The sequence below is a fragment of the Enterobacter cloacae complex sp. S3 genome, from assembly GCF_014930495.1.
Taxonomy (GTDB): Bacteria; Pseudomonadota; Gammaproteobacteria; order Enterobacterales; family Enterobacteriaceae; genus Enterobacter; species Enterobacter asburiae_B.
The window spans coordinates 39,919-57,877 of record NZ_JADBRD010000004.1; the positions used below are offsets into that span (position 1 = coordinate 39,919).

Annotated in this window: 15 protein-coding genes and 2 tRNA genes; 11 read left to right on the forward strand and 6 right to left on the reverse strand. The window is 53.8% G+C overall.

All coding sequences use genetic code 11. From position 1 onward, the window contains the following. Positions 1-20 precede the first annotated feature (20 nt). Both pgm and seqA read right to left on the reverse strand, forming a co-directional pair. On the reverse strand, positions 21-1,661 hold the full coding sequence (gene pgm, locus IM317_RS00485; protein WP_032649535.1) for a phosphoglucomutase (alpha-D-glucose-1,6-bisphosphate-dependent): 1,641 nt from the start codon (positions 1,659-1,661) through the stop codon (positions 21-23). 24 nt (positions 1,662-1,685) lie between these two features. Beyond that, on the reverse strand, positions 1,686-2,234 hold the full coding sequence (gene seqA / locus IM317_RS00490) for a replication initiation negative regulator SeqA (RefSeq protein WP_033144940.1): 549 nt from the start codon (positions 2,232-2,234) through the stop codon (positions 1,686-1,688). Positions 2,235-2,417: 183 nt separating this feature from the next. On the opposite strand from seqA, the gene ybfF reads away from it, so the two are divergent. From ybfF to fur, 4 genes are all read left to right on the forward strand, one after another. Then, positions 2,418-3,191: an esterase gene (gene ybfF / locus IM317_RS00495; RefSeq protein ID WP_033144939.1), complete on the forward strand. Its 774-nt coding sequence runs from the start codon at positions 2,418-2,420 to the stop codon at positions 3,189-3,191. Between the two features lie 128 nt (positions 3,192-3,319). Further along, positions 3,320-3,607 carry a LexA regulated protein gene (ybfE, locus tag IM317_RS00500; protein ID WP_028019455.1) on the forward strand — a complete coding sequence of 96 codons (288 nt, stop codon included), beginning with the start codon at positions 3,320-3,322 and terminating at the stop codon, positions 3,605-3,607. 155 nt (positions 3,608-3,762) lie between these two features. Next, entirely contained in the window at positions 3,763-4,293 is a 531-nt protein-coding gene (gene fldA, locus IM317_RS00505) for a flavodoxin FldA (protein ID WP_008501067.1), read from the forward strand. Between the two features lie 290 nt (positions 4,294-4,583). Further along, positions 4,584-5,030 carry a ferric iron uptake transcriptional regulator gene (gene fur / locus IM317_RS00510; RefSeq protein WP_014169146.1) on the forward strand — a complete coding sequence of 149 codons (447 nt, stop codon included), beginning with the start codon at positions 4,584-4,586 and terminating at the stop codon, positions 5,028-5,030. Positions 5,031-5,168: 138 nt separating this feature from the next. On the opposite strand, the gene chiQ is transcribed toward fur, so the two are convergent. The 4 genes from chiQ to nagE all read right to left on the reverse strand — a co-directional run bounded on the left by chiQ (position 5,169) and on the right by nagE (position 11,245). Further along, the gene (gene chiQ / locus IM317_RS00515; protein ID WP_033146507.1) at positions 5,169-5,495 is read right to left on the reverse strand and encodes a ChiQ/YbfN family lipoprotein; all 327 of its coding nucleotides are present in this window, start codon (positions 5,493-5,495) and stop codon (positions 5,169-5,171) included. A gap of 47 nt (positions 5,496-5,542) precedes the next feature. Next, a complete protein-coding gene (chiP, locus tag IM317_RS00520) occupies positions 5,543-6,940 on the reverse strand; it encodes a chitoporin (protein ID WP_023310769.1) in 1,398 nt (465 codons plus the stop codon). 446 nt (positions 6,941-7,386) lie between these two features. Further along, positions 7,387-9,054, reverse strand: a complete 1,668-nt coding sequence (gene glnS / locus IM317_RS00525) for a glutamine--tRNA ligase (protein WP_029740147.1) — start codon at positions 9,052-9,054, stop codon at positions 7,387-7,389. A 169-nt stretch (positions 9,055-9,223) separates the two neighbouring features. Then, a complete protein-coding gene (gene nagE / locus IM317_RS00530) occupies positions 9,224-11,245 on the reverse strand; it encodes an N-acetylglucosamine-specific PTS transporter subunit IIBC (RefSeq protein WP_033144938.1) in 2,022 nt (673 codons plus the stop codon). Positions 11,246-11,573: 328 nt separating this feature from the next. On the opposite strand from nagE, the gene nagB reads away from it, so the two are divergent. From nagB to IM317_RS00565, 7 genes are all read left to right on the forward strand, one after another. Further along, positions 11,574-12,374: a glucosamine-6-phosphate deaminase gene (gene nagB, locus IM317_RS00535; RefSeq protein ID WP_023310765.1), complete on the forward strand. Its 801-nt coding sequence runs from the start codon at positions 11,574-11,576 to the stop codon at positions 12,372-12,374. Between the two features lie 55 nt (positions 12,375-12,429). Then, the gene (gene nagA, locus IM317_RS00540) at positions 12,430-13,578 is read left to right on the forward strand and encodes an N-acetylglucosamine-6-phosphate deacetylase (RefSeq protein WP_033144937.1); all 1,149 of its coding nucleotides are present in this window, start codon (positions 12,430-12,432) and stop codon (positions 13,576-13,578) included. An 8-nt stretch (positions 13,579-13,586) separates the two neighbouring features. Further along, positions 13,587-14,807, forward strand: a complete 1,221-nt coding sequence (locus IM317_RS00545) for an N-acetylglucosamine repressor (protein ID WP_021242995.1) — start codon at positions 13,587-13,589, stop codon at positions 14,805-14,807. Positions 14,808-14,852: 45 nt separating this feature from the next. Next, entirely contained in the window at positions 14,853-15,605 is a 753-nt protein-coding gene (gene nagD / locus IM317_RS00550) for a ribonucleotide monophosphatase NagD (RefSeq protein ID WP_023310763.1), read from the forward strand. A 249-nt stretch (positions 15,606-15,854) separates the two neighbouring features. Further along, on the forward strand, positions 15,855-17,519 hold the full coding sequence (asnB, locus tag IM317_RS00555) for an asparagine synthase B (protein WP_023310762.1): 1,665 nt from the start codon (positions 15,855-15,857) through the stop codon (positions 17,517-17,519). A 226-nt stretch (positions 17,520-17,745) separates the two neighbouring features. Next, positions 17,746-17,822: transfer RNA gene (locus IM317_RS00560), tRNA-Met, on the forward strand. 8 nt (positions 17,823-17,830) lie between these two features. Next, positions 17,831-17,915 (forward strand) — tRNA-Leu (locus IM317_RS00565). The last annotated feature ends 44 nt before the right edge of the window (positions 17,916-17,959 follow it).

Genomic DNA, 17,959 nt, shown 5'->3' on the forward strand with positions numbered 1-17,959 from the left:
AGCCCGCACCCATACCGCACTTACGCGTTTTTCAGCACTTCGCTGACAATCTCTACCGCTTCTTTCTCAATCTGCTGACGGTGCTCAGCGCCGAGGAAGCTTTCGCAATAGATTTTATACGCATCTTCCGTACCGGACGGACGCGCGGCGAACCAGCCGTTCTCAGTCATCACTTTCAGACCACCAATGGATGCGCCGTTGCCCGGTGCCGCCGTCAGACGCGCGGTGATCGGATCGCCTGCCAGGGTGCTTGCGCTGACCATCTCCGGAGAGAGTTTGGACAGGGCCGCTTTCTGAGCTGACGTCGCGCTAGCCTGAATACGGTTATAGCTTGGTGCACCAAAGCGTGCCGCCAGGTCGTTGTAGTGTTCCTGCGGGTTCTTACCGGTGACCGCGGTGATCTCCGCCGCCAGCAGGCACATGATGATGCCGTCTTTATCGGTTGACCATGGCGTGCCGTCGAAACGCAGGAAAGATGCGCCCGCGCTCTCTTCACCGCCGAAGCCGAAGCTGCCGTCGTGCAGACCGTCAACGAACCATTTGAAGCCGACCGGCACTTCCACCAGCTTGCGGCCCAGCGCCTCGACCACGCGGTCGATCATCGCGGAGGAAACCAGCGTTTTACCGACGGCCACCTCTTTGCCCCACTGCGGGCGGTGCTGAAACAGATAGTTAATTGCAACAGCCAGATAGTGGTTCGGGTTCATCAGCCCGGCAGGCGTGACGATACCGTGACGGTCATAATCCGGATCATTAGCAAACGCCAGATCGAATTTATCACGCAGCGCCAGCAGGCCCGCCATCGCGCACTCGGAGGAGCAGTCCATACGGATCGCGCCGTCTTTATCCAGGTGCATAAAGCGGAAGGTCTGATCGACGTGATCGTTCACGATGGTCAGATCCAGCTTGTAGTGCTCGGCGATACGTTTCCAGTATTCGATACCGGAGCCGCCCAGCGGATCCACGCCCAGCTTCAGGCCGGCTTTCTGGATGGCCGCCATATCGACGATATCCGCCAGCCCTTCCACGAACGGCTGAACCAGATCCTGCTCTTTCACGTGACCGGACGCCATGGCAGCATCCAGAGAAATACGCTTCACGCCTTTCAGACCGTCAGCCAGCAGCGCGTTCGCACGATCTTCCACCACTTTGGTGACGTTAGTGTCGGCCGGGCCACCGTTAGGCGGGTTGTATTTGATACCACCGTCTTCCGGCGGATTGTGGGATGGCGTGATAACGATACCGTCCGCCAGCGCGCCACCTTTTTTGTTGTGCACCAGGATGGCGTTAGAGACCGCAGGCGTCGGGGTGAAGCCATTGTTCTCCTGAACAATCACATCGACGCCGTTTGCCGCCAGCACTTCCACAACAGAGATGAATGCCGGTTCAGACAGGGCATGGGTATCTTTCCCCACATAGCACGGACCGGTAACGCCGTTTTTAGCGCGCTCTTCCGCAATGGCCTGAGCAATGGCCAGAATGTGCGGTTCGTTAAAGCTGTGGCGCGCCGCGCTGCCGCGGTGACCAGATGTACCAAACTTCACTGCGTGTTCTGCGTTGCCCACGACCGGTTTCAGCACGTAATACTGCGCGGTCAGCTGAGCGACGTTAATCAAATCGCTTTGTTGTGCAGGTTGGCCTGCACGGCTGTGATTTGCCATTACCGGGTCCTTCTGATGCAAGGGTTAAATTGTACCGCAAACCTTTTCAATCAATTCCGCCGGGAACTGCATGGACTGCATGATGTGTTCAATCATGCTGCACTTGCGGCCCGTATTGGTATTGGTGATCACCCAGTACGGGGTGCCAGGAACATGTTTAGGTTTGGTTTGATTGCCATTTTGCAGCAGCGTCTGCTCGTCGCCCGCGAAATAGACGCGAGTACGGCCGTGAAGCGACTCGGTCGCTTCAGCAAACGCTTTGTTATCCAGTGAGTAAAGTGTAGACAGCACCAGCATAAAGCGGTTTACCGCTTTTTTCTGCTCCGCGTATTCATCGGAGAGCAGCAGCTCGCGCATCGCGCGCACTTTATCTTTTGCCGGCGTCACGGCAGGTTTTGCTTGTGCAATAAAGCTCGGCTGAGACACGACATCTTTGGTGACTGGGGTAGCAGGCTGTGAAGCGGCGGAAATTTTAAGCATGCGCCGTAAAATGTCGGACGCGCTCTCCCCGATATGCCGCGTCTGGCTGGCAATATACTGATAGAGTTCGTCATCAACTTCGATTGTTTTCATCTTAATCCAGTGCGATATCTTATCTGAATACAAGTCATTGGGATTATAAGGTCAAATCCCAACAGCGGATAGCGTCAAACCAGGTTGGCAGCAAAAGTCAGATTAAACTGGAACCTTGCAGCCGGGCGGCAGAATGGTCAACATGATACCCTAACCTGACATACGTAAAAAAAGAACTTTGCCATGAAATTGAATACCCGAGCGCAAACTGCACAATCGCCGAACAATAATTCTCCCATCGTACTGGTTCACGGGCTTTTTGGCAGTCTGGATAACCTGGGCGTGCTGGCGCGCGATCTGGTTACCGACCACGATATTTTACAGGTCGATATGCGCAATCATGGTCTTTCCGGGCGTTCCGACGAGATGACCTACGCGGCGATGGCGCAGGATCTGCTGGATACGCTGGATGCCCACGACCTGCAAAAGGTGACCCTCATCGGGCATTCAATGGGTGGCAAAGCGGTGATGGCCCTGACGGCACTGGCCCCGGACCGTATTAGCGGCCTGGTGGTGATTGACGTCGCGCCCGTGGATTATGACGTCCGCCGTCACGACGAGATTTTTGCCGCCATCAATGCGGTCACAGAAGCGGGTGTCGCGACGCGCCAACAGGCGGCTGCCGTCATGCGTGAGCATCTTGATGAAGAAGGCGTCGTGCAGTTCCTGCTGAAGTCGTTTGTTGACGGCCAATGGCGTTTTAACGTGCCGGTACTCTGGGAGCAGTACAATAACATCGTGGGCTGGGAAACCGTCCCGGCCTGGCCACACCCTACCCTCTTTATTCGCGGTGGAAACTCGCCTTACGTTACCGACGCGTACCGCGACACGCTGCTGGCCCAATTCCCGCAGGCTCGCGCCCACGTGATTGCCGGTGCCGGGCACTGGGTGCATGCGGAAAAACCGGATGCTGTACTGCGCGCCATTCGCCGCTATCTCACTGATACTGCAAATTGATTAAAAAGAAAGCGACTGGAAGGCTGCGGGCTTCCAGTCGTTGGCGTGCCGTTTTTGGTGATGTATGATGGCGCGCTTATCGCCCGGGCATTAGCAGGGCGGCGTGTTTCCCCCGAAGTCTCAGAATCATGGCCAAAGAACAAACGGACCGTACGACACTAGATCTGTTCGCGAATGAGCGTCGCCCGGGACGACCCAAGACGAATCCGCTTTCGCGCGATGAACAGCTGCGTATCAATAAACGCAACCAGCTTAAACGCGATAAAAATCGTGGGCTTAAGCGTGTCGAACTGAAGCTTAACGCCGACGCCGTCGACGCGCTGAACGAGCTGGCTGACGCGCGAAATATCAGCCGCAGCGAGCTCATTGAAGAGATGTTGCTCGTCCAGCTTGAGACGTTACGCAGCCAGGCATAAGTCTGAAAATCCCCTTTCTCACCCTTTTCATGTAGCACAGAGTGCAGTCCTGCGCGATAGCTGTTTCCGCAGGGTTGCCAGTTCTGCTATTATTGCCCTTATCCGTGGCCGAATTGCGCCACCATACTATTAAGTTTCAAGAGGTTATTTTACTCATGGCAATCATCGGCATTTTCTTTGGCAGTGATACCGGCAATACCGAAAATATCGCAAAAAACATTCAAAAACAGCTCGGTAAAGACGTTGCTGATGTGCATGACATCGCCAAGAGCAGCAAAGAAGATCTGGAAGGCTATGACATTCTGCTGCTGGGTATCCCAACCTGGTACTACGGTGAAGCCCAGTGCGACTGGGATGATTTCTTCCCGACGCTGGAAGAAGTGGACTTCAACGGTAAGCTGGTCGCCCTGTTTGGCTGTGGCGATCAGGAAGACTACGCCGAATACTTCTGTGACGCGCTGGGCACCATCCGCGATATCATTGAGCCGAACGGCGCGGTTATCGTAGGCCACTGGCCGACCGCCGGTTACCACTTCGAAGCGTCTAAAGGCCTGGCCGATGACGATCATTTCGTAGGCCTGGCCATCGACGAAGACCGTCAGCCAGAACTGACCGCAGAGCGCGTTGAGAAGTGGGTGAAGCAGATCCGCGAAGAACTGCACCTGGATGATATTCTGAACGCCTGATTTTATCGCGGCGCAACTGCGGTTGCGCCCATGCTCCAGGTCAAACCGATTAAATTAATCGCTACAATCTTTTAACTTTTTCGCCCAGACCTGTACAATGTCTCCCTGATAAAACGTGGTTTTCCATTGAGCAAGTTTGTTGGTGATACCACGTTTTTATAAGCATATTTTGCCTGAGACTTGCAGTTTTCATTTAGCCATGGCAGTTCTATAATGAGACGCATTATCCCGGGTGCATTTTCTGTCACTTCCTACAGAAGTGAATCGTTTAGCAACAGGACAGATTCCGCATGACTGACAACAATACCGCATTAAAGAAGGCTGGCCTGAAAGTTACGCTTCCTCGGTTAAAAATCCTTGAAGTGCTTCAGGGTCCAGACAATCACCATGTCAGTGCGGAAGACCTTTATAAACGTCTTATCGACATGGGTGAAGAGATTGGGCTGGCTACCGTCTATCGCGTGCTGAACCAGTTTGATGACGCGGGCATTGTTACCCGTCATAATTTCGAAGGCGGTAAATCCGTTTTCGAACTGACCCAGCAGCAGCACCACGATCACCTGATCTGCCTCGATTGCGGCAAGGTCATTGAATTCAGCGATGATTCCATCGAAGCGCGCCAGCGTGAAATCGCGGCGCGTCATGGCATCCGCCTGACGAACCACAGCCTGTACCTTTACGGTCACTGCGCTGAAGGCGACTGCCGCGAAGACGATCACGCGCACGACGCGAAATAATAAGATTCATACTCTGAGCCAGCCGAAAGGCTGGCTTTTTTTTGCCTAAAAAAGCCCGGTGGCGCTGCGCTTACCGGGCCTACGGGCTATAACACCTTTGTAGGCCCGGTAAGCGCAGCGCCATCGGGCGTAAAGCACTTAATTATTGTTATTGCGTATCTCGTTCCAGATCTTATCGCAACGCTTCGCCACTTCCTGATCGTTACCGGTTTTACGCGCCTGGATGCAGGCCTGGTAATCCATCACGCGGACGTTCTCCTGCGTCGCGAACTGCTCATGCGCTTTCTCTTTCTTCAGCACGTTCAGCACGCTCTGACAGGCTTGAATTTTCTCCGGCGATCCTTCCGCAGTATTTATGCAGGCGCTATACGCCTCCTTCAGACGGGAGTCCTCTTTCGGCGCCTGATTCTGAGCACACGCCGCCAGCCCTGATGCCAGCAACGCGACGATTACGATTTTTTTCATCATGTGCAGTCTCCATGCCGGCGGGACTCAGCCCGCCGGTGCGTTCATCAGAAGATGGTGAATGGGGCAATAACCATGAATTTCACGTCACGCTCATCCTGGAAGATGTTGCCGTAACCGCCCGCATAGCTCGGGATATCGGAGTGGTTGTCATACTGGGTGAAGTGCAGTTTGAACATCGTGCCTTTCGCACGGCCATCCTGCAGGGTATAGATAGCATCAAGGCTGTAGGAAGACTCTTTCAGGCGATAGTTGGGATCGTAGTATGCGTCCGGCGTGGCCATATCGGCAGGTTTTGCGTCCCAGGCGTAAGCGTAAGAAGCGCCCACCGCCCAGCCAGGCAGGTTCCAGTTTTTCAGGTCATACATTGCGCCGAAGAAGACCGCTTTCTCGCCGTCGGCGTTGAAGTCTGAGCGATTATCCCACCAGATATCAAGACGACCGTTGGAGGAGGCGTAGGTCGGGGTCATACGCTGCAGGAAGTAGCCCTGCTGCCCTTCTGCCTTCACCCATGTGCCTTCCAGACGCAAATCAACCTGACCGACCTTGTAGCCGAAGGTTAACGCCTGCAGCCACGCGGTGCCGTCATAAATGTCGTTTACGCCACCGTTGCTGACCTTGTCGCGCGTACCGTAGAATTGGTAGCTGGTGCTCAGCGGGCTACCCGCGACATCAAATTTATAGCTGGCCTTGGCAAAATACTGATCGACATAGCCCTGTGCCTGACCAAATGCCGCTTCCAGCACCAGATCGTTTTTGAAGTCGTACTTCGCGCCCAACGAGTGCAGGTAATCGACTTTGGTTTTTTTATCGTTCTGGTAGAACTTGTCCATCTCGATGTGCCACGGTGCTTTGTACTCGTTGGTCCACATATAGGAGAAGCTCAACGCACCCGCATCACCGTAGTCAAAGTTCGCCCCGGCTTCGGCACCCTGATAGGTACCCGGCATAAAGCTCCAGTGCGGTGCTAACAGAGTCTGGCCAGTTGGCTGAATATAACCACCGCGCGCCCAGACCGGACCGTATTTAAATTTTGCAGCGGCTTTGTAAAGGCTAATGCCGCTTTTATCCCCGGACCAGTCTTCTTTATAGGCTTTGTTGCTGGAGGAGAAGGCAATTTCGTTCGGGTGGGCGCTGTCGCCGTTTTCCGCCATTTCAATCGCGGTAAACGCAGCAATATCCAGACCGAACATATCCGCGGCATAGCCTGACTGGAAGTCCAGGTTGGCATTCCAGGTGGAGTGAGAAAGGTTGGTTTTGTATTTGTCTTCGGTGACGTCTTTACGGTCACGTTCACGCTGCCAGTAATAAATACCGCCCGTGAGGGTAGAATCATCGATGAAGCCCGCCGCTTTCGCCTCTGGTGTCACCACCAGACCCGACATTGCTGTCACACCGGCAATAGCCAGCGCCAGCGCACTACGTTTGCCACTGAACGTACGCATAGATTATTCCTCTTTGACGAATTAAAACGCCTGAAGCGGCGTAAATAAAAAAGACCAAATGGTCAGGGGTAGCTTTAAATACCCTCGAATTAACTACCGTCTTTAGGTTATTTTTCGCGACGCGAATTATCAATGCTTTTTAGCGGACAAAAGTCAGGACTATGACGAAGTGCACATAATTGGTAGCGCTTTGTAACATTTGTGAGGAGGCGAGGAATGGCGGGGAATTATCAGGTATTTCAGTAGCTAGACGTGAGAATTCTTTCCTTTTTTATAACCTTTTTAATTTCCGCAATGATACAAACTTTTTTTTGAAAAATAAGTAGCACCTCATTGACCTGATATTTTTATGACGCCTTTTTAGGCCCTGTCTTAATACCCTGATCGTTAAATAAAAAAACGCCGCATAGTGCGGCGTTTGTCTCTCATTGACCAGACCAGCAATATTATTCGCCGATCTTCGTCCAGGTATCACGCAGACCTACGGTACGGTTGAATACCGGTTTTTCCGCCGTGCTGTAACGGCTGTCCAGGCAGAAGTAACCTTCACGTTCGAACTGGAACGCTTTGCCCGCTTCAGCGGCTTTCAGAGAAGGCTCCGCATAACCCTGCTTGATCACCAGAGATTCCGGGTTGATGGTCGCCAGGAAGTCTTCCGCTGCACCTGGGTTAGGCACGCTGAACAGACGATCGTACAGACGAATTTCTACCGGCAGCGCGTGGGAAGCGCTCACCCAGTGAATCACGCCTTTCACTTTGCGACCATCCGCCGGATCTTTGCTCAGCGTTTCAGCGTCATAAGAACAGAAGATAGTGGTGATATTCCCTTCCGCATCTTTCTCTACGCGCTCGGCTTTGATGACGTAGGCATTACGCAGACGCACTTCTTTACCCAGCACCAGACGCTTGTACTGCTTGTTGGCTTCTTCACGGAAGTCAGCGCGGTCAATCCAGATGTCACCGCTGAACGGTACGTCACGGCTACCCATTTCCGGTTTGTTCGGATGGTTAGGCATGGAGACCAGCTCGCTTTCACCCTGCGGATAGTTTTCGATAACCAGTTTCACCGGGTCGATAACGGCCATCGCGCGCGGGGCGTTTTCGTTAAGATCTTCGCGAATGCAGGATTCAAGGGAGGCCATCTCGATGGTGTTGTCCTGCTTGGTCACGCCGATGCGTTTGCAGAACTCACGAATAGAGGCTGCAGTGTAACCACGACGACGCAGACCAGAGATGGTTGGCATACGTGGGTCATCCCAGCCCTCAACGTGCTTGTCGGTCACCAGCAGGTTCAGCTTACGCTTGGACATCACGGTGTATTCCAGATTCAGACGAGAGAACTCGTACTGGCGCGGATGTACAGGAATGGTGATGTTGTCCAGCACCCAGTCGTACAGACGACGGTTGTCCTGGAACTCCAGCGTACACAGGGAGTGCGTAATGCCTTCCAGCGCATCGCTAATGCAGTGGGTAAAGTCGTACATCGGGTAGATGCACCACTTGTTGCCGGTCTGATGGTGTTCCGCAAACTTAATGCGGTACAGCACCGGATCGCGCATCACGATGAACGGAGACGCCATGTCGATTTTGGCACGCAGGCACGCTTTGCCTTCTTCGAAGCCACCGGCACGCATTTTTTCAAACAGCGCCAGGTTCTCTTCCACGCTGCGATCGCGGAACGGGCTGTTTTTGCCCGGGGCGGTCAGCGTACCGCGATATTCACGGATTTCATCAGCAGACAGTTCGTCAACGTACGCCAGACCCTTGTTGATCAGTTCAACCGCGTAGGCGTACAGCTGATCAAAATAGTCAGAGGAGTAGCAGATATCGCCAGACCAGTTGAAGCCCAGCCATTGCACGTCATTCTTGATGGACTCAACGTATTCGATGTCTTCTTTTACTGGGTTGGTGTCATCGAAACGCAGGTTGCACTGTCCCTGGTAGTCTTGCGCAATGCCAAAGTTCAGGCAGATGGACTTCGCATGCCCGATATGCAGGTAGCCGTTCGGCTCCGGCGGGAAGCGGGTATGAACTGTGGTGTGCTTACCACTGGCCAGATCTTCATCGATGATCTGACGAATAAAGTTACTCGGGCGGGCTTCTGCCTCACTCATCGTGGATTCCTCAAAGCGTAAACAACGTATAACGGCATATGATCTTATAAGCCGGACGTAGTGACAACCCTTAAAACGTCTCTGAAGAAAATAATGGGGGCTTTTGCTGCAAAAAAAAGCGGCGGAGGATATCCCCCGCCGCTTAAGGCATGACTCTACTCAGGAGCGATTACTTGCCTTTAATCTCATACAGCGGCGTTTGACCCGCAACAACCTGACCTTTCGCCTGAATGACCAGGCCACTGAAGTCATCGATGTTGCTGCAAACGACCGGGCTTATCATGGAGCGCGCGTTGGCGTTCAGGAAGTCCAGATCCATTTCCAGAATCGGCTGCCCGGCCACCACTTCAGCGCCCTCTTCCACCAGGCGAGTAAAGCCCTGACCGTTCAGCGCAACGGTATCGATACCCATATGGACAACGATCTCCGCGCCATTTTCGGTTTCGAGGCAGAACGCGTGGTTGGTGTTGAAGATTTTCACAATGGTACCGGCCGCCGGAGACACAACGGTTTTGTCCGTTGGTTTCACCGCCACACCGTCACCAACCGCTTTGCTGGCGAAGGCTTCGTCAGGCACCTGCTCAATCGCAACGACTTCACCGGTTACCGGTGAAACCAGCGCGGCTACCGTTTTGGCGTTCGGTACCGCCTGCGGTTTTGCGGCCGCTGGCGCGGCGGCAGGTGCGGCAGAAGCGTCTGCTGCGGCTACCGGACCAGTGGTTTTCATGGCGTTAGCAATTTTCTCTGCCACGAAACCAACGATAATCTGCACGCTGGTTTTGTTCAGGCGGATAACGCCGGAAGCACCCAGACGTTTGGCCAGCGCTTCGTTCACCAGGGAAGAGTCTTTGACGTTCAGACGCAGACGAGTGATACAGGCGTCGATACCGGTCAGGTTGTCAGAACCGCCGACAGCGGCGATGTACTGACGCGCCAGGCCTGAAACGTCCTGATCCTGAGCACCGCTCACGTTCACATCCTGACCATCCGCTTCGCTACCGGCCACGGCCAGTTCACGACCCGGGGTCATCAGGTTGAATTTGGTGATAGTGAAACGGAACACCATGTAGTAGATCGCGAAGAACACCAGACCTTGCGGGATCAGCATCCACCAGTGGGTCGCCAGCGGGTTACGGGACGACAGCACCATATCCACCAGACCGGCGCTGAAGCCGAAACCGGCAATCCAGTGCATGCTGGCAGCGATGAACACGGAGATACCGGTCAGCACGGCGTGGATCACATACAGAACCGGCGCCACGAACATGAAGGAGAACTCCAGCGGCTCGGTGATACCGGTGAAGAAGGCCGCGAACGCCCCCGCCATCATGATACCCAGCACTTTCGCTTTGTTCTCTGGACGCGCGCAGTGGTAGATAGCCAGCGCAGCACCCGGCAGACCAAACATCATGATCGGGAAGAAGCCCGCCTGGTAACGACCGGTGATACCGACAACCGCTTTACCTGCTTCGAGGGACTGTGCGCCACCCAGGAAGTTAGGGATATCGTTAATACCGGCAACGTCGAACCAGAATACGGAGTTCAGCGCGTGGTGCAGACCGACCGGGATCAGCAGACGGTTGAAGAACGCGTACACGCCCGCACCGACAGAACCCAATTTCTGGATGTGCTCACCGAAGTTCACCAGACCGTCGAAGATCATCGGCCAGACGTACATCATGATGAACGCAACAACGATCATCACAAACGAGGTCAGGATAGGAACCAGGCGGCGACCGCTAAAGAAGGAGAGCGCTTTTGGCAGCTCTACGCTGCTGAAGCGGTTATACAGTTCGGCGGAAATAATACCCACAAGGATACCGACAAACTGGTTGCTGATCTTACCGAACGCCGCCGGAACCTGGTCCGCCGGAATTTTTTGGATCATGGCCACCGCTGCAGGCGAGCAGAGGGTGGTTAACACGAGGAAACCGACAAAACCGGTCAGCGCAGCGGCACCGTCTTTGTCTTTGGACATACCGTAAGCCACACCAATCGCGAACAACACGGACATGTTGTCGATTATGGCAGAACCTGACTTGATAAAGAACGCCGCCAGCGCGCTGGTATTACCCCAGCCGTTGGGGTCGATCCAGTAGCCGACACCCATCAGGATGGCTGCGGCAGGCAGCGTGGCGACCGGCACCATAAGCGCGCGGCCAACCTTTTGTAAATAACCTAGAATACTCACTTTCTTCCCCCTATGAGACCCCGTTTAAGGCATGTTCTCAGCTCTGTTTTTTATTGTGTCACGAACTATAGATACAGTTGATGCTTCACTGGCATTGTGAGTGTGTGAAAAATTAATTCGTATCGCAAATTAAACGCGTACTTTTTGTGATTTTTGTCACCAAATATCGTTATTCACCCTCCCTTATACTGGCTAACAGCGAAAACTTATTTTATCATTCAAAAAATCAAGACGGATTGATCCGGCCTGAAAGTTTCCAGGTTACGCTTAAGTATCAGGTCCCGATAGCCATCCGCCCACTCTTCTACTTAAACTCTTGAGGTGAACAATGAGACTGATTCCCCTGGCAACTGCTGAACAAGTCGGTAAATGGGCCGCTCGCCATATCGTTAACCGTATTAACGCCTTTAAACCGACCGCCGATCGTCCTTTCGTTCTTGGACTTCCGACAGGCGGCACGCCGCTGACCGCCTATAAGGCGCTGGTTGAGATGCATAAAGCAGGCCAGGTTAGCTTCAAACATGTTGTGACCTTCAATATGGATGAATACGTTGGCTTACCGAAAGACCACCCGGAAAGCTACCATAGCTTTATGCACCGTAATTTCTTTGATCACGTTGATATTCCATCTGAAAATATTAACCTGCTGAATGGAAACGCGCCTGATATTGACGCAGAATGCCGTCAGTATGAAGAAAAAATCCGTTCTTACGGTAAGATCCACCTGTTCATGGGTGGTGTAGGTAATGATGGTCATATCGCGTTTAACGAACCGGCGTCATCTCTGGCTTCCCGCACCCGTATTAAAACGCTGACCCATGACACGCGCGTGGCAAACTCCCGCTTCTTTGACGGCGATGTTAACCAGGTTCCAAAATACGCCCTGACCGTAGGCGTAGGCACCCTGCTGGATGCCGAAGAAGTGATGATTCTGGTGCTGGGCGGCGTGAAAGCGCAAGCGCTCCAGGCTGCCGTTGAAGGCAACGTTAACCATATGTGGACCATCAGCTGCCTGCAGCTGCATCCTAAATCCGTCATCGTCTGCGACGAACCGTCCACGATGGAGCTGAAGGTAAAAACGCTGAAATACTTCAACGAGTTAGAAGCTGAGAACATCAAAGGTCTGTAATTGAATAACCGCCTCTTCAACAAGAGGCGGCCGCTTTTTTTAACCGGGGGTCGTTATGTACGCTTTAACCCACGGTCGGATTTATACCGGCCATGAAATTCTGGATGACCATGCGATTGTTATCGCTGATGGCCTGATTGAACGTGTTTGTCCGCTGGCAGAACTGCCGCCGGAGATTGAACAGCGCTCACTCAATGGAGCAGTAATCTCCCCCGGTTTCATCGACGTACAGCTCAACGGCTGCGGCGGTGTGCAATTCAATGACACTGCGGATGCGGTGACGGTCGAAACACTGGAGATCATGCAGAAAGCCAACGAGAAATCGGGCTGCACCAGCTATCTGCCAACGCTCATCACCAGCAGTGATGACCTCATGAAGCAGGGTATCCGCGTGATGCGCGAATACCTGGCCAAACACCCTAACCAGGCGCTGGGTCTGCACCTTGAAGGGCCATGGCTGAATATGGTCAAGAAAGGAACGCATAACCCGAATTACGTGCGTAAACCTGATGCGGAGCTGGTTGACTACATGTGTGCGAACGCCGATGTGATCGTCAAAGTGACGCTGGCGCCTGAAATGACGGGTACGGATGTCATCAGCAAACTGGCTGGTGCCGGAATTATCGTTTCAGCAGGTCACTCAAACGCGACGCTGAAAGAAGCGAAAGCCGGTTTCCGCGCGGGGATTACCTTCGCAACGCACCTTTACAACGCCATGCCGTATATCACAGGCCGTGAACCGGGTCTGGTCGGGGCTATTCTGGATGAGCCAGACGTTTACTGCGGCATTATTGCTGACGGCTTACACGTCGATTACACCAACATTCGCAACGCTAAGCGGCTGAAAGGTGACAAGCTTTGTCTGGTGACGGATGCCACCGCACCGGCAGGTGCAAATATTGAGCAGTTCATTTTTGCCGGTAAAACAATATACTACCGCAATGGACTGTGTGTGGATGAAAACGGTACGCTGAGCGGTTCCTCTTTAACCATGATTGAAGGGGTGCGTAACCTGGTTGAACATTGCGGGATTGCGCTTGATGAAGTCCTGCGTATGGCCACCCTTTATCCGGCGCGCGCAATGGGCGTGGATAAACAGCTCGGCGAAATTGCACCAGGTATGGTTGCAAACCTGACGGCATTCACACACGATTATAAAATTATTAAGACCATCGTTAATGGTAACGAGGTCGTCACTGAGTAAGTAAAAGTATGACACCTGGCGGACAAGCTCAAATCGGTAATGTCGATCTCGTTAAACAACTTAACAGTGCGGCGGTATACCGCCTGATTGACCAGCACGGACCAATCTCGCGAATTCAGATAGCCGAACAGAGCCAGCTTGCTCCCGCCAGCGTGACAAAAATTACCCGCCAGCTCATTGAGCGCGGTCTGATCAAAGAAGTCGATCAGCAGGCCTCCACCGGGGGCCGCCGCGCCATCTCCATTATTACCGAAACCCGCAATTTTCAGGCCATTGGCGTCCGTCTGGGCCGTCATGACACCACGCTCACGCTGTACGATCTGAGCAGTAAAGCGATTGCGGAAGAGCACTACCCTCTTCCGGAGCGCACCCAGGAGACGCTTGAGCATGCGCTGCTGAATACCATTGCGCAGTTTATTGAAAGCTGTCAGCGCAAGATCCGTGAACTCATTGCCATCTCCGTGATTCTGCCAGGACTGGTCGACCCGGAAAGCGGCGTGATCCGCTATATGCCGCATATTCAGGTTGAAAACTGGGGGCTGGTCGACGCGCTGGAAAAGCGTTTTAAGGTGACCTGCTTTGTGGGCCACGACATTCGCTCTCTGGCGCTGGCAGAGCACTACTTTGGTGCGAGCCAGGACTGTGAAGACTCTATTCTGGTGCGCGTTCACCGCGGAACGGGCGCCGGTATTATCTCTAACGGCCGTATTTTTATTGGTCGCAACGGTAACGTCGGCGAGATCGGCCACATTCAGGTTGAACCCCTCGGGGAGCGCTGCCACTGCGGCAACTTCGGCTGCCTTGAAACGATTGCCGCCAACACGGCCATCGAGCAGCGCGTTCGCCATCTCCTTGAACAGGGTTACCAAAGCCGCGTCACGCTGGACGATTGCAAGATAGGCACCATCTGCAAAGCCGCCAATAAAGGCGACGCGCTGGCCTGTGAAGTGATCGAGCAGGTAGGCCGCCATCTGGGGAAAACCATCGCCATCGCCATTAACCTGTTTAACCCCCAGAAAGTGGTGATCGCCGGTGAAATTGTGGAGGCGGAAAAGGTGCTGCTCCCCGCCATTGAAGGCTGTATTAACACCCAGGCGCTGAAAGCATTCCGCCAGAACCTCCCGGTGGTTCGTTCAAAGCTTGACCATCGCTCGGCGATTGGCGCGTTCGCGCTGGTCAAACGCGCCATGCTCAACGGAATTCTGCTGCAGCATTTGCTGGAAAGTTGATCGGACCTTATAGTAACGCCTTCTTTTTTTGATGTCGGACTGTCCATGACCATTAAGAATGTAATTTGTGATATCGACGGCGTGCTGATGCACGACAACGTTGCCGTGCCGGGTGCTGCGGAGTTTCTTCACCGCATCATCGACAAAGGAATGCCTCTGGTTCTGCTCACGAACTACCCTTCCCAAACCGGTCAGGACCTGGCTAACCGCTTTGCCACAGCGGGCGTCGACGTTCCGGACAGCGTGTTTTATACCTCGGCAATGGCCACGGCAGATTTTCTGAAGCGTCAGGAAGGGAAAAAAGCCTACGTGGTGGGTGAAGGTGCGCTTATACACGAGTTGTACAAAGCTGGCTTTACCATCACTGACGTGAACCCGGACTTCGTGATTGTCGGCGAAACGCGCTCCTTTAACTGGGAGATGATGCATAAGGCAGCATACTTTGTCGCCAGCGGCGCGCGCTTTATCGCGACCAACCCGGATACGCACGGCCGTGGTTTTTATCCGGCCTGCGGCGCGCTGTGCGCCGGTATCGAAAAAATCTCAGGTCGTCAGCCGTTTGTAGTCGGTAAACCGAGCCCGTGGATCATTCGTGCCGCGCTCAACAAGATGCAGGCCCACTCTGAAGAAACCGTTATTGTCGGCGACAACCTGCGCACCGATATTCTGGCCGGATTCCAGGCGGGTCTGGAGACGATTCTGGTCCTCTCCGGCGTCTCTCAACTTGATGACATTGATTCGATGCCGTTCCGGCCAAGCTGGATTTACCCCTCCGTCGATGAAATCGACATCATCTGATACCGAACCACGCCTCAGGGCGTGGTTTTTCATTTATGGCCTACAAAAATAAAGTCTCATCTAACAAAAAGCACGTTTCATTGCATAATCATCAATAAAAGAATTTCTGGCGTGCTCTTTTTTCACTATTCCGCAATCACTGTTGCACTATTTCCGTTTTCACCCGTAAAACGCTTGCGCGCCCTGCCCCTTTGCGGCATTTTCATAAGCAAGCAACATTACAAAGCAACAGGGTTAACGGAGAAGGTTATGTGTTCAATTTTTGGCGTACTGGATATTAAAACTGACGCGGGCGAACTGCGTAAAAAGGCACTCGAACTGTCCCGCCTGATGCGCCATCGCGGACCAGACTGGTCAGGCGTTTACGCCAGTGATAAAGCGATTCTGGCTCACGAACGTCTGTCCATTGTTGACGTCAACGCCGGTGCACAGCCGCTGTATAACGAGAAAAAAACGCACGCGCTGGCTGTCAACGGTGAAATCTACAACCACCAGGCGCTGCGCGCCGAATACGGCGACCGCTACGCGTTCCAGACCGGTTCTGACTGTGAAGTGATCCTGGCGCTGTATCAGGAGAAAGGGCCCGAGTTCCTGGACGACCTGCAGGGCATGTTCGCCTTCGCCCTGTACGACAGCGAAAAAGACGCGTACCTGATTGGCCGTGACCACATCGGCATTATCCCGCTGTACATGGGCCACGATGAGCACGGCAACTTCTACGTTGCCTCTGAAATGAAAGCCCTGGTGCCGGTATGCCGCACCATTAAAGAATTCCCGGCGGGCAGCTATTTGTGGAGCAAAGATGGCGAGATCCGCTCCTATTACCAGCGTGACTGGTTCGACTATGATGCGGTAAAAGACAACGTCACGGACAAAGCCGAGCTGCGCCAGGCCCTGGAAGACTCCGTGAAAAGCCACCTGATGTCTGACGTGCCCTACGGCGTGCTGCTCTCCGGCGGTCTGGACTCCTCCGTAATCTCCGCGATCACCAAGAAATTCGCGGCGCGTCGCGTGGAAGATCAGGAGCGCTCAGAAGCCTGGTGGCCACAGCTGCACTCTTTTGCCGTTGGCCTGGAAGGCGCACCTGACCTGAAAGCCGCGCAGGAAGTGGCGAACCACCTCGGCACCGTGCACCACGAGATTCACTTCACCGTGCAGGAAGGTCTGGATGCGATCCGCGATGTGATCTATCACATTGAAACCTATGACGTGACTACCATCCGCGCCTCAACGCCGATGTACCTGATGTCGCGTAAGATCAAAGCGATGGGCATCAAGATGGTGCTCTCCGGTGAAGGTTCTGACGAAGTGTTTGGCGGCTACCTGTACTTCCACAAAGCGCCGAACGCCAAAGAGCTGCACGAAGAGACCGTGCGTAAGCTGCAGGCGCTACACATGTTCGACTGTGCGCGTGCCAACAAAGCGATGTCGGCCTGGGGCGTGGAAGCGCGCGTGCCGTTCCTGGATAAGAAATTCCTCGACGTGGCGATGCGCATCAACCCGCAGGACAAGATGTGCGGCAACGGCAAAATGGAAAAACATATTCTGCGCGAGTGTTTTGAATCCTACCTGCCGGCGAGCGTGGCATGGCGTCAGAAAGAGCAGTTCTCTGATGGCGTAGGTTATAGCTGGATCGACACCCTGAAAGAGGTCGCGGCGAAACAGGTTTCTGACCAACAGCTGGAAACCGCGAGCTTCCGCTTCCCGTACAACACGCCGGGCTCGAAAGAGGCCTATCTGTATCGTGAAATTTTTGAAGAGCTGTTCCCGGTACCGAGTGCCGCGGAGTGCGTACCGGGTGGCCCGTCCGTCGCCTGCTCTTCTGCCAAAGCGATTGAATGGGATGAATCTTTCAAATCCATGAACGATCCGTCAGGACGCGCGGTAGGCGTTCACCAGTCAGCCTACAAATAATCACTCAGATCGCAATCAGGCCCCTCAGGGGCCTGATTTTTTTGCCTCACATTTCACCGTCTAAATCTGATTAATAACCAATAATTGCCGAATATTCGGCCACGCTGTTCGCAACCTAACCAAACAGTCACATTCCGCCTATTTTCGTTGAAAAAGGTGTTGACGCTGCAAGGGTCTATACGCATAATGCGCCCCGCAACGCCGATAAGGTAACGCGAAAAAAGATGGCTACGTAGCTCAGTTGGTTAGAGCACATCACTCATAATGATGGGGTCACAGGTTCGAATCCCGTCGTAGCCACCATCTTTTTTGCGGGAGTGGCGAAATTGGTAGACGCACCAGATTTAGGTTCTGGCGCCGCAAGGTGTGCGAGTTCAAGTCTCGCCTCCCGCACCATTCCCGGGTAAGCGTTGCACGGATGGGGTATCGCCAAGCGGTAA